Origin of the sequence: Polaromonas vacuolata (assembly GCF_012584515.1) — a bacterium.
Lineage (GTDB): Bacteria > Pseudomonadota > Gammaproteobacteria > Burkholderiales > Burkholderiaceae_C > Polaromonas > Polaromonas vacuolata.
The window spans coordinates 3,054,177-3,067,118 of record NZ_CP051461.1 but is presented as its reverse complement, the minus strand read 5'-3'; the positions used below and the strand labels follow the sequence as shown (position 1 = coordinate 3,067,118).

At 52.2% G+C, this 12,942-nt stretch carries 10 protein-coding genes; 9 read left to right on the top strand and 1 reads right to left on the bottom strand.

The genetic code is table 11. From position 1 onward, the window contains the following. Positions 1 to 3: 3 nt before the first annotated feature. Positions 4 to 1,911, bottom strand: coding sequence for a sensor domain-containing diguanylate cyclase (locus tag HC248_RS13970; RefSeq protein WP_168923004.1), 1,908 nt, complete (start codon positions 1,909 to 1,911; stop codon positions 4 to 6). A gap of 175 nt (positions 1,912 to 2,086) precedes the next feature. Here HC248_RS13970 and HC248_RS13965 point away from each other — a divergent pair, with 175 nt between their 5' ends. From HC248_RS13965 to HC248_RS13925, 9 genes are all read left to right on the top strand, one after another. After that, entirely contained in the window at positions 2,087 to 3,268 is a 1,182-nt protein-coding gene (locus HC248_RS13965) for a class I SAM-dependent rRNA methyltransferase (RefSeq protein WP_168923003.1), read from the top strand. 175 nt (positions 3,269 to 3,443) lie between these two features. Beyond that, complete coding sequence (locus HC248_RS13960) at positions 3,444 to 4,487, top strand: CobW family GTP-binding protein (RefSeq protein WP_168923002.1); 1,044 nt, start codon at positions 3,444 to 3,446, stop codon at positions 4,485 to 4,487. A 365-nt stretch (positions 4,488 to 4,852) separates the two neighbouring features. After that, positions 4,853 to 5,860: an RNA polymerase-binding protein DksA gene (dksA, locus tag HC248_RS13955; RefSeq protein WP_238342639.1), complete on the top strand. Its 1,008-nt coding sequence runs from the start codon at positions 4,853 to 4,855 to the stop codon at positions 5,858 to 5,860. 39 nt (positions 5,861 to 5,899) lie between these two features. Beyond that, on the top strand, positions 5,900 to 7,693 hold the full coding sequence (locus HC248_RS13950) for a tetratricopeptide repeat protein (RefSeq protein WP_168923001.1): 1,794 nt from the start codon (positions 5,900 to 5,902) through the stop codon (positions 7,691 to 7,693). 389 nt (positions 7,694 to 8,082) lie between these two features. Further along, positions 8,083 to 8,511, top strand: a complete 429-nt coding sequence (gene mraZ / locus HC248_RS13945; RefSeq protein ID WP_168923000.1) for a division/cell wall cluster transcriptional repressor MraZ — start codon at positions 8,083 to 8,085, stop codon at positions 8,509 to 8,511. A 9-nt stretch (positions 8,512 to 8,520) separates the two neighbouring features. Continuing rightward, positions 8,521 to 9,438 carry a 16S rRNA (cytosine(1402)-N(4))-methyltransferase RsmH gene (gene rsmH / locus HC248_RS13940; RefSeq protein ID WP_168922999.1) on the top strand — a complete coding sequence of 306 codons (918 nt, stop codon included), beginning with the start codon at positions 8,521 to 8,523 and terminating at the stop codon, positions 9,436 to 9,438. After that, the gene (gene ftsL, locus HC248_RS13935) at positions 9,435 to 9,722 is read left to right on the top strand and encodes a cell division protein FtsL (RefSeq protein ID WP_168922998.1); all 288 of its coding nucleotides are present in this window, start codon (positions 9,435 to 9,437) and stop codon (positions 9,720 to 9,722) included. Before rsmH ends, ftsL begins: the two co-directional genes overlap by 4 nt. After that, a complete protein-coding gene (locus HC248_RS13930) occupies positions 9,719 to 11,452 on the top strand; it encodes a peptidoglycan D,D-transpeptidase FtsI family protein (protein ID WP_168922997.1) in 1,734 nt (577 codons plus the stop codon). Before ftsL ends, HC248_RS13930 begins: the two co-directional genes overlap by 4 nt. Then, positions 11,452 to 12,942 (top strand): UDP-N-acetylmuramoyl-L-alanyl-D-glutamate--2,6-diaminopimelate ligase, encoded by a 1,491-nt coding sequence (locus HC248_RS13925; RefSeq protein ID WP_168923862.1) that lies wholly within the window; start codon positions 11,452 to 11,454, stop codon positions 12,940 to 12,942. The genes HC248_RS13930 and HC248_RS13925 overlap by 1 nt, the downstream gene beginning before the upstream one ends.

Below are 12,942 nucleotides of genomic sequence, written 5' to 3'. Positions count from 1 at the left end.
GCCTTAGGTGCGCGCTTGACCAAAACTATTAACGCCAAACTCCTCACCTAAGACAACTGATTTTTTGGACTCTGGCGCCGGGCTTGAGTTAGATAAGTCTATTTTTTTCCAACGCGGTTTTTTTAGCTCTGGCAGACCCTCAATAAGCGGAAATACCGCACGCTTGTCACTCGGCAGGGCTGCCGCTAGGCGAGCTTCTAATCGCGCCATCAGCACTTGCGCGTCCAAACCTTGCTGCGGCACCAATGCATAGGCGATGTGAACGCTGGCGACGCAGTTCTCTTGCAGTCCCTTGTAGGGCATCAGGCAGCGGGCGACTATGCGCGGCCTTAGTGAGGCCGCTTCTTCGCTGCTAATCGGCCCTTCGACCAACATGCCAAATCGCCGTGTTGACAGACGTGCTGCACTGTCAATTTCACGGGCGGTCGAAAGTAAGCGCTCGGCAACTCGCAGCGGTAACTCGTCTGCGGCTTGACGACCAAATTCCCGGTAAATCTGCTCTGTGTTGACGATGTCTATCAACAGCACTGCACTGGAGTGCTTGAGGCGGGTGGACCGACCAATCATGCGCTTTAAGCGTTCGACCAGCACATAGCCATTAATCAAGCCAGTTTCTGGATCAACTCGGTCTAGTCCGCTGATGCGGCGTATGTTTTCGCGCCGCTGTGCGCTGCGCAGCATCTGCACCACCATGATGATGGGTAGTTGCAATGCTAGGCCGATTTGCGAGCTGTAAACGACAAGACCGCTAGGCTCTAGCAGACCAGCGTTCTTTGCCAGCAGACTCATTTCGGCCAGCACCATGGGCGTAAAGCCCAGTATCAGCCAGGGGGCGAAACGGTCGCCACGTCGCCAGGCCCAGAACAGCGCATAAGCGCCTAATAGCTGTGGCAAAAAAATGTAGGCATGAAAGATATCAATGCGCTGCTCGGTCGGCATCTTCATCATCGCAAGGGCGATTAATAGGCCTAAGACGGTCATCAGCACAAGCGATAGGTTTAGCCGCCTAGAACGCTCGGGAAGGGCTACTACTACAGAGATAAAAAGCAGTGCAGCTGACATTTCCAGCGTGGGCAGTAAAGTGGTTGAGACGTCATTCCACCAAGGCTGATTCGGCCAGAGGTGAAGCCCTGCTGTACCTGTGCGTCTGGCCTGTGCTAAGCCGGACACCGCAACGCTCAGGGCATAAACACCATAAGCTGAGTCGCGCAGCGAGACTGCACTGAGCAGCGAGATAGCAACGGCTAGTCCAGCCAGTCCAAAGAAAATTCCAAGTAGCAGCGAATTGCGCTGCTCGGTGCGGCTTAGGTAGGCTTCGCTGATGAACTCCAGCGGCGCAATAATTGGCCGACTGTTTTCGATACGTACCAAAAAGCGATGTTGTATCTCGGCCGAGACTGTAATCGGCATTATGGGATAACGGCTGGGTAGAGGCCAGTTATCGACGGCTACCAAGTCGCCAGCACTTTGCGCCTCCCAAAGGCCGACAGAGTTGAGTGTGAAAACAGTAATTTTTTCGACTTGTGTGCTCGGCATTTGCAGATACCAGCGCTCTGCGTCTGGCGCTGGCGGTACGGTAAAACGCAGCCACAGTATTTTGTCTTCATTCAGTGGGTAAAGCTTAGTGCTGCTGCTCGGCTGCCAAGAGACGGCAGCGTCGGTGCTGAGATTTTCTGGCGTTCTCCCAACGTCAGTGCTGACCCAGTAATCGCCCCAATCACTCAGTGCAATCGGCTGGGCTTGCGTGTCTAGATCAAGAATGCTGCGTGGCCAGACGTTCTGACTTGTGAGTAGTGCGATAGTAAGTAACAGGCTACTAAAAATCGTTTTTAGCCAGTGTTGACAAGCGCGTGAGGCGTGCCGCAATCTACTGAGGCGATAAAGGCTATGAAAATGTTGCGCTAGTTTCATGAGTTGATTCAAGCAAAGAAACGCTGTCCATAAAGTGTTACTAAAAGAGGCGAATTGTCTCGTCTCTTTGAGATTCTGACAATCAACAATTTGTATAAAAAGCTGTAAGCAAAAGAAACATATTGGCAGTGACGTGAAAATGTTTGGGATTCGTTTGAGCCGCGACAATACGCGCATGAAATCAATACAACTTCTGCCCGGTAAAGAACGCTCACTGCTGAGGCGTCACCCTTGGATCTTTGACGGCGCCATCGCCACTGGCGAGGCTGACGCCGGCGAGACCGTGCGGGTCGAGAGCCACCAAGGTCAGTTTTTGGGATGGGCGGCTTTTAGCCCGCGCTCAAAAATCCGCGCTCGGGTCTGGAGTTTTGATGTCAACGAGACGATTGACGCGGCTTTTTTTGCCGCTCGTATCCAAGCTGCAATTGCAGCGAGAAGCCGCTTTGATATCCAAAGTGACGGCATGCGGTTGGTGCATGGTGAGTCCGATGGCTTGCCGGGGCTGGTGGTTGACCGTTATGGTGACACTTTGGTGGTGCAGTTCTCAAGCTGCGGCAGTGAATATTGGAAAGCGGTTATCACCCAAGAGCTACTGGCTCAGACCGGCTTGCAACGCCTTTATGAGCGGTCAGACGCCAGCGTACGTAGTCTGGAAGGCTTGCCTGAAGCGACTGGCTGGCTGGCCGGCTCGGGCGACACTGCCATGCTGCTAAAAGAACACGACTGGACGCTTAGCTTAGATATCGCCGAAGGCCATAAAACCGGTTTTTATTTAGATCAGCGCGATAGCCGACAAAAGTTTGCCCAATATGCACGCCGGCTTAATTTTCAGCGCGTGCTTAACTGCTACTGCTATACCGGTGGCTTTACCGTCGCTGCGCTGGCTGGTGGTGCTGCGCATGTGACGTCGATTGACTCCTCAGGCCCTGCCATAGACCGGGCGGCTGCGAATGTGGCGCTGAACGGATTTGCTGTTGAGCGCAGCACATTGATGGATGCGGATGTCAACGCCAGCTTGCGTCAGTTCATTAAGGATGGCTTGAGTTTTGACGCCATAGTGCTTGATCCGCCCAAGTTCGCGCCTACCGCTGCGCATGCGGAGCGCGCCGCACGTGCGTATAAAGACATTAACCGTTTGGCCTTAAGTCTGCTAGCGCCCGGCGGCGTGTTGTTTACCTACTCATGTTCGGGCGGTATCAGTGCAGACTTGTTCCATAAGATAGTCGCTTCGGCAGGCATCGATGCAGGTATCGATGCCTTTATCAGCGAGCGCATGGGCGGCGCGCCGGATCACCCTATGACGGTTAATTTTCCTGAAGGTGAATACCTCAAAGGCTTGGTGCTGGTGCGTAAATAGCCAGCCATTGTGGTTGTGATGAACGCTAAGAGCTGCTTGGTAATTAGCGTTTCGGTTTGGTGTTGCACTTGTGTTGGCACTTAAGCCCCCAACTTAAAGAGTTTGAAGTTTAAGGATATAAGTATTCTTCAGGCTTAGTTCTTTTTTTAATTAGATTTGTTAGGTAGAAAACACCATGAGCTTGATTCCTGTCACGATACTCACCGGCTTTTTAGGCTCGGGCAAAACCACCTTGCTAAAGCGCATATTGACCGAGACCCATGGTCAGAAAATTGCCGTCATTGAAAACGAGTTTGGTGAAGAAAACATTGACAACGAGATTTTGGTCAACGACACACAAGAAAACATCATCCAAATGAATAACGGCTGCATTTGCTGCACGATTCGCGAGGATTTACGCGATACGTTGCAACTATTAGCAGCCAAAAAACGCAAGGGTCTACTGGACTTTGACCGTGTGGTCATAGAAACCACCGGTCTTGCCGATCCAGGTCCGGTGGCACAGACTTTTTTCATGGATGAAGAAATTGCCGAGCAGTACCTGCTTGACTCCATCTTGACTTTGGTTGACGCCAAGCATGCGCAAACCCAGCTCAATGGCCGTCAAGAAGCGCGTCGTCAAATTGGCTTTGCAGATCAGATTTTTATCAGTAAGACGGATTTAGTCGATGCGGATGAAGTTCAGACCTTAATGCAGCGTATTAAGCACATGAACCCACGTGCGCCGCAAAAAGTCGTGCATTTTGGCGAAGTCGCGATCAAAGACGTGTTTGATTTGCGCGGCTTTAACCTTAACGCCAAACTCGATATAGATCCGGATTTTCTTAAAGAAGATGATCACGCTGGCCATGATCATGTGCACACCGCTGATTGCGACCATGCCTCACACGCGGCCGAGTCGGGTCACCACCACGCGCATGACGATGACGTCAAAAGTTTTGTGTTTCGTTCAGCCAAGCCCTTTAGCCCGGCTAAGTTAGAAGACTTTTTAGGCGCTATTGTGAATATTTACGGTCCGCGCATGCTGCGCTACAAGGGCGTTTTGAATATGGAAGGCACTGACCGAAAGGTGATTTTCCAAGGTGTGCACCAGTTGATGGGCAGTGATTTAGGCCCAGCTTGGGCTGCAGGCGAAGAGAAAATCAGCAAAATGGTCTTCATTGGCATAGATTTACCCAAAGATATTTTTAGTCAGGGGCTTGAACAATGCCTAGTTTGAGTTAGGCTCCTTGCAACTTGTGTAAAGTGCGATGTGGTTTTAGGCTTGTATCGATTCGACAACGGTTTACCCCGATTTTTCTCTTGCTAGCAAATGAGCCGATACAATCGGCCGCCGAACAAAATTGATGTGCAAAAATGTCTGGTGGTGTTAAAAACTACCAAATAAAATGTCGTTACTAATTGTTACGGTGCGAATACCAATAGTTGCATGACTTTTATTGGCGCACCTTGTGCATGTAATGAGAAAAAAGCTAAGAATTAAGCCTAGAAAGTCATCGGTGAGAAGCCGGGACGACGGGTTGTCAGCGCTAAATGCGAAGACAAGCCGCCTCACCCGGGCGCAGATTCCTGAGGAGACAGACAGTGACAGCAATTGCCAAGAAGTCCAGTACATCTAACGCTAAAGCCGAATCCATCGTGAAAACCAAATCCGCGCCCAAACCCGCAGCCAATAAGTCTGTTGATGCTGCTGTCAAAATAAAAGTTGCGGAGAAAAAAGTGTCGGATAAAAAGTTAATGCTAAAGCTGCCCCCCAAAGTAGCAATTAAGTCCGCACCCAAAGCGACGGCACCGGTCAAAGTATCAGTAGCTGTCAAAGCACCGGTGCCGGAACTTGCCGTGCCTGAAGTGGTTGCGCCAAAGCCTGTGGCAAAGGTGTTTCGGGTCAAAGCCAGTCCAGCTGGGGTCGCAGATGCGGGTCTTAAATCTGCCCGACCTGTGGTTGCCGTGGCTGAAAAAGTCGCGCCAGTTGTGGCTGCTCCAGCACTCAAACCGGGCCGCCGAAGCTCGGTTCGTGCAGCCTCACAGCTGCCGCCGCCAGCGCCCATGCTGCCAACCCACGCACCGGATGCTGCAAAAGCCACTTATTCGACCGTAGTTGAACGAGTGATTGCACCGCCGCCGCATGTTGCCGCTCAAAAAGATCCAAAACTTGCCAATAACTGGAAGACCAAGACGGCTCAAGAGTTGACGGATGATGAAGTCAAAGCTATGCCGGACGACGAGTACATGAACGAAAAACAGCTCGCTTTTTTCCGCCATAAACTCTCGCTGCTCAAGCAAGATATACACAACAGCGCAGGGAAAACCACCGAGCACCTGCGTGAAGACACTGTTGTAGTGCCTGATCCAGCCGATCGTGCAACCATTGAAGAAGAGCACGCTCTGGAGCTTCGCACACGCGACCGCGAGCGCAAGCTGCTTAAGAAAATCGAGCAATCCATCACTCGTATAGATACCGGTGACTATGGTTACTGTGACGAGACGGGTGAGCCCATAGGCGTCGGTCGGTTGATCGCTAGGCCTACTGCCAACCTCTCGTTAGAAGCTCAGCAGCGGCGAGAACTCAAGCAAAAAATGTTTGGTGACTAAAGCTGCCTAACGGTTATAACTTCAAGTTTGGCGTTGGCTATGTCAAAAGAAGACTCTCACCCTAGCTTGCTCTCCAAGATGGCGAAGTTCGTGCGCAACCCTGCCGCGAGCTGGTCCGGTTCAGATCCGGGCAGTCGCACAGGTGAGGAAGCGGCCAGCAAACAATTGCTCAAGGAATTAATTGAGCGTAAGCGTCGTAATGATTTCGTTCGCAGGCGCGAGTTCGATATGCTTCGTAAATTGCGAAAACGCGAAGCCAAGGTCGGTCAAAACCTCAATGCTAGGCCGTCTTTTTTCCAAAGTAGCATGCCGTCCAAGCATGACGACAGAGCCAAAACGCTTAAAAAAATTGATGAGATAGAAGCTCAAATGTCTATGCAGTGGTGGAAAACGAACGCGCATAATTCGCGCGATTCGGCCAGCACTTCAGCCCAACCACCCAGTGATACTCGGCCCGATAGACCTATCGACACGCCCACTCAGCTTAACGATTACGAAATTACCGAGATTGAAGAAGACGCTTTTCTACGTTCTCAGCAGGAGTTGCAAGCCAAATCTCCAGAAGACCAACCTGCGCCAACGTTCCCGAATACATTGCCAACCGCGGGTAACTGGCTTAATGCGCAAATATCTGTAACGGCGCGCGCCCCCAGTGCTAGTGCGCACCAGGGTAGCGAAATGAGTAGTTTTAACGAATCTAAGCTGCAGGCTATTGAAGTTGAAGAAGCTCAAGTTGGCGCTTGTCTTGAGGAAGCCGCTATTCTTTTTGCTAATGGTGACGTCGACGGTGCTGAGGCTGGATTGCTTGAAGTGCTGTCTCCGACAGACTTATGTTCTCAGCATATTGAAAGTTGGATGGCACTTTTCGACCTTTACAGGGCGAGTGACCAGCAGGAAAAATTTGAATCCGCAGCACTGGAGTTTGTTGAGCGTTTTGAGCGCTCGGCGCCGCAGTGGTTTTCCATTCCTGCGATGGTTAAGCAATTGACTAAGACCGATACGCGCTCGCTCGGTAATGGCCCATCTGCAGACTGGGTCTGCCCTTCGGTTGTTGGCATACAAACGGTGGCCACTTTGCGCGCTGCATTAGATAAATTTCCAATGCCTTGGCGTCTAGATTGGCGAAATCTTAAGTTGATAGAAGCTGCAGCACTCGTGTCCTTGAGCAAAATCTTTGCCACTTGGGCGCAACAAAACGTACAACTGCATTTTTTTGGAAACGAGCAGTTGCAAAATGTTTTGCAGGCCGCCACTGTGTCGGGTGATGACGGGGTTGACGCTGGCTGGTGGTTGCTACGCCTTGATGCTTTGCGCGTGACCTGTCAGCCAGAAGAGTTTGAATCAGTTGCAATCGATTACTGCGTTACCTATGAGGTGTCACCGCCCTCTTGGATTACTGCTGTATGCCGATACAAGCCCTTGAGTGACGAAGCGTTTAAATTAGACAATACCGCCTTTATCCAAGATGTTTATAGTGATTCGTTACCCAACACTGTAGTCAGTGTGAATGACGGTGATACCCAAATGAGTGGCTTAGCCTCACAACTTAGCCGTTTAGTGTCCGTTGAGTTGTCTGGCCAGATACTCGGCGATGCTATTGCTGTTTTCGATGCGTTGGAGTGCCAAATGATGGGCATAGAGGTGATGGAAATTTCTTGTGCGAAATTGATTCGCGTTGATTTTGCGGCTGCAGGCACATTGCTCAACTGGGTGACGACTAAAGTATTGGAAAACCGCAGAGTGAAGTTCACCGAGGTCAATCGGCTGGTGGCTGTATTTTTCAAGGTCATTGGAATTTCAGAGCATGCAGAGGTTGAAACTCGAAATGATTGAGTACGCTGCTTGACTTAATCCCTTTTTAAATATTCTTGGCGTGCAATGCGCCTTTTAGCTGAGTGCTCACAAGCGTTTAGCCGCAATCAGACTCCTACAATCTTTCTCGCCACGTCGCGCTTTTGGCGATTGCGATATCAACCATTACGTTTTTTAACGAATACTTATGTCTTGATTTGACGTTGGTGGCTTGAGACAACACATACACTTTTTAACCTAAGTTCTTAATTTACAACACAATTTTTGTACTTGCAACTTTGCTATACGGCCTAAGTTGTTGATTTCATTGAAAAAAATTGTTTCAAACTACTTGTGCTCTATGACTTTCCTGATAAAGTGGTAATAAGTGCAGTTTGGTGGTGAAAAGTGCTTTATTAAAGGTTTTAACGGTGTTTCAAGGTGCATCTTTTGTGGCTCTCGATGTGAAGGGACGGCTGTCAGTGCCGACCCGGCATAGAGACGTGCTCAACGCCAATGCATCAGGCCGGCTCACCATGACTAAACACCCCCACGGCTGCATCATGATTTTTCCGCGCAATGAGTGGGAGAAATTTCGCGATCGTATCGCCTCCTTGCCCATGCAAGCCCAGTGGTGGAAGCGCATATTTTTAGGAAACGCAATGGACGTCGATATGGACGCTACCGGCCGCGTGTTGGTTTCTCCTGAATTGCGCAAGACCTCTGGCATTAGCAAGGAGACGGTTTTGCTCGGCATGGGCAGCTATTTCGAGCTCTGGGACGCAGATATTTATGCGGCTCAAGAAGCCGAGCAAATGAAAGCTGAGATGCCCGATGTATTTAAAGACTTTTCTTTTTGAAAGATAACGGTGCAGGCCATTTGGACACACCGAACCGTCTTGTTAGACGAAGCTGTAACAGCGCTTCGCATCAAGCCGGACGGACACTATATCGACGCGACCTTCGGCCGCGGCGGACACTCACGTTTAATTCTGTCGGCGCTTGGCCCTGTCGGTCAGCTCACCGCGTTCGACAAGGATCTTGAAGCTATCAGCGAAGCACAAACCATTGCTGACACGCGCTTTTCAATCCGCCACGAAGGCTTTAACCAACTCCACACCATGGCCAGCAACAGTGCTGACGGCATTTTGATGGATTTGGGTATCAGCTCACCTCAAGTTGATAATCCTGCGCGTGGCTTTTCCTTTCGTGGCGATGGCCCGCTAGACATGCGTATGGACACCACGCGCGGTCAAAGCGTCGCTCAGTGGTTGGCCGATGCGTCGGTCGAGAGCATGACCGAGGTGATTCGCGACTATGGAGAGGAGCGTTTTGCTGGCCTAGTGGCTAAGGCGATAGAGCGTTATCGTCTGGCGCACGGGCCACTCAAAACCACTGCTGAGTTAGCTGCTGTTGTGGCCAGTGCTGTCAAAACCCGCGAGCCGGGTAAAGACCCGGCGACCCGTACCTTCCAAGCCCTGCGCATTTTCATCAATGCCGAACTGGAAGAGCTACAGCAGGCGCTGGTCGCCTCACTGGCGGTGCTAAAACCAGAAGGTCGTCTAGTGGTGATCAGCTTTCATTCGCTAGAAGACCGTATCGTCAAGCAATTTATCGCCGAGCACTCGCGCGAGGTGTTCGACCGGCGTGCGCCATTTGCCGAACCCAAGCCTATGCGCTTGAAGGCTCTGGGTCGCATCAAGCCGAGCGAAGAAGAGGTCACCGGCAATCCACGTTCGCGCAGCGCCGTGATGCGCACAGCAGAGCGGACCGAGGTTTCGCTGTGATGCGATTTTCTTTCGTTTTGCTCCTGGTTTCACTGGGCAGTGCGCTGTTGGTGGTTAACACCCAGTACGCTTCGCGCCACTTGTACATGGAGCTAGAAAAGGCCAACGCCTTAGGCTTGAGGATTGAAACAGAAAAAGAGCGCTTGCAGGTTGACCGGCGCGCCCAGGCCACGCCGCTGCGCGTCGAGCAATTGGCCCAAGATAAGTTGCAGATGCGCACCACCACACCGGCCGTAACGCAATATGTCAACCATGGCGTAGCGATTGCTACCAGCCAGCCATGAGTAAAAGTGTGCGCTACAGCTCAAGCCCCTTGCTGGCTAGCAAAACGCCGGTCTGGCGGAGTAAATTTATTGTGGCCGCGATTGCTCTGTCGTTTGTCGGGCTGTCCGGTCGTGCCGCCTATGTGCAGGTGATAGGCAATGATTTTTTTCTGCGCCAAGGTGAAGTGCGGTTTGCCAGAACGCTAGATCTACCAGCCAATCGCGGCCGTATTCTGGACCGTAACGGCCTGATTCTTGCCTCAAGCGTACCGGCCGCCAGTATTTGGGCCTCGCCCGGAGACGTAGACGCTACACCTGAGCAGTTGCGCGAACTCGCCGTGTTGCTAGAGATGCCGCTGGCCGAGCTCAATCAAAAGCTGGCCGACGAGGATAAAAACTTTGTCTGGATAAAGCGTCAAGTCGATGACCCAGTGGCCCAGAAAATTCGTGCACTGGCCATCAAAGGCATACATCAGCGCAAGGAATACACACGTAAATATCCGGAAGGCAAGACGGTTGCCCATGTCGTCGGTTTTACCAATATTGGTGACCACGGCCAAGAAGGCATAGAGCTGAGTTTTGACAAAGAATTGTCAGGTCGAGCCGGCTCACGCCGCGTGCTTAAGGACCGTATGGGTCGTGTGGTCGAAGACATAGGCGACCAAATGCGGCCCATGGATGGCAAAGATATTCAGTTAAGCATAGACAGTAAAGTGCAGTTTTTCGCCTACCAAAAGCTACGTGATGCTGTGACTAAACACAAAGCTAAAGCCGGTAGCGTGGTGGTGCTCGATAGCATCACTGGCGAAGTACTGGCGCTGGCTAACTACCCTAGTTTTGACCCTAACGATAGGCAAAATCTTAGTGGTGAGCAGTTGCGTAACCGGGCATTGACCGACACTTTTGAGCCCGGCTCGACGATGAAGCCCATCACCATCGCGATGGCATTAGAAGCTGGTCGTGTCACTCCGCAAACGTTGATAGAAACCGGTCCTGGTCGCTTCAATATAGGCGGCTTCACCATCAACGACACGCACGACTACGGCACGCTGACGGTAGAAGGCGTGATACAGAAGTCCAGCAATGTGGGCGCGCTCAAGATTGCTCAAAAAATGAGCCCGCGTGAAATGTGGGATACCTACGCCGCACTGGGTTACGGTCAAAAACCGCAGATTCAGTTTCCGGGCGCGGTCGCTGGCCGGGTACGGCCTTGGAAGACATGGCGTCCGGTCGAACAAGCCACCATGGCTTACGGTTATGGCTTGTCGGCTTCGCTGTTTCAAATGGCTCGCTCGTACACCTCGTTTGCGCACGATGGCAGCATCATTCCAGTGACTATGCTTAAAAGTGCCGAACCCGCCATTGGCATACCCGTGTTCTCTGCCAAAAACGCCAAAGCCGTGCGCCAAATGTTGCAAATGGCAGCTGCCCCAGGCGGCACTGGCCCGTTAGCGCAGACTGTCGGCTATTCAGTCGGCGGCAAGTCCGGTACTGCCCACAAGCAAGTGGGCAAAGGTTACGCCAGCAACAAATACCGCGCCTGGTTTACCGGTATTGCACCGATTGAATCGCCGCGCATTATTGTGGCGGTCATGATTGATGAGCCCAGCGATGGCCAGTACTACGGCGGCCTGGTGGCCGCACCAGTGTTTAGTGAAGTCGTGCAGCAAACGCTACGCATGATGGGGGTGCAGCCTGATCTCACGGTCGAGCCCAACATAGTTGCCCAGACGGTGAAGGAATCGTTTTGATTACCAGTCTGAACAGTCCTGATGAAGCTGCAGCCTGGCTGCGCGCACGCGTGACGGGTAGCTTGTCGACGGACAGCCGCCAGCTCAATGCCGGTGATGGCTTTGTGGCTTGGCCTGGCGCTAGTGTTGATGCACGCCAATTCGTTCAGGCAGCGCTGGACGCTGGTGTCACCGCTTGTTTGGTGGACGCTGATCAGCTGGCGTCTTTTGGCTTTTCTGACGCGCGCATTGCTTGCTATAGCGGATTGAAAATTAGCACCGCCGCCATCGCAGCCGCTTTTTTTGGCCATCCCAGTGAGCAGCTGCAAATTACTGCTGTGACCGGCACCAATGGCAAGACCTCGACTGCTTGGTGGCTGGCACAAGCCTTGTCCAAGTTAAATCGACGTTGCGGCTTGGTGGGCACATTGGGAATTGGTGAGCCCAACGCCATGGTCCATAACGGCCTGACTACGCCAGACCCGGTCTTGCTACAGCAACAACTTCGGCGCTTTGCCGACCAAGGTTTTGCCGCTTGTGCCGTCGAGGCGTCCTCGATTGGTCTGGCCGAGCAGCGCTTAGACGCGGTTCGCATTCCAGTCGCGGTGTTCACTAATTTCAGCCAAGATCACCTCGACTATCACGCCTCAATGCCGGCTTATTGGGCGGCCAAAAAAGCTTTGTTCAGCCGCCCAGGCTTGACCGCCGCAGTGATCAATATCGACGACGAACACGGCGCCAACCTCGAGTCCGAGTTGTCGGCGCGCAGCACAGAGCCGCTGGATATTTGGAGTGTTTCTGTCTGCCGCAGTGCCCGATTGCAAGCGCAAAATATGACGCAAAATTCGCAATCAATGGCTTTTGATGTCGTTGAGGGCGATCAGCGCTTTGTCGTTAGCACCAGCAGTGTCGGCCTTTACAACGTCTCTAATTTGCTTGGCGTTATAGGCGCAATGCGGGCCATGGGCGTGAGTCTGCTGGATGCTGCTCAGGCCTGCTGCGGCTTAACGCCGGTACCAGGCAGGCTCAACACCGTGTCTCACCCAGATGCACCATTGGTTGTGATCGACTACGCACACACGCCCGATGCATTAGAAAAAGTATTAACGGCTTTGCGGCCTTTGGCCACTAACCGCGCTGGTCGGCTTTGGTGCGTGTTCGGCTGCGGCGGCGAGCGTGATGCCAGTAAGCGCCCATTAATGGCCGCAGTGGCACAAAAAAATGCCGATTATGTTGTCGTCACCAGCGACAACCCACGCAGCGAAAGCCCTAGTGCCATCATCAGCCAAATTTTGCTGGGTTTGACGCATTGCGATGCCGTCGATGTGCAGTCTGACCGCGCGCAGGCGATTACTGACACCATTTTGCATGCGCAGCCCCAAGACGTAGTGCTGCTCGCTGGCAAGGGCCATGAGACATATCAAGAAGTGGCGGGTAAAAAAATACCGTTTACCGATTTAGCCCAAACTCAAGCCGCCTTTCATATCCGCAGCGCAAAGGGGTCAGCATGA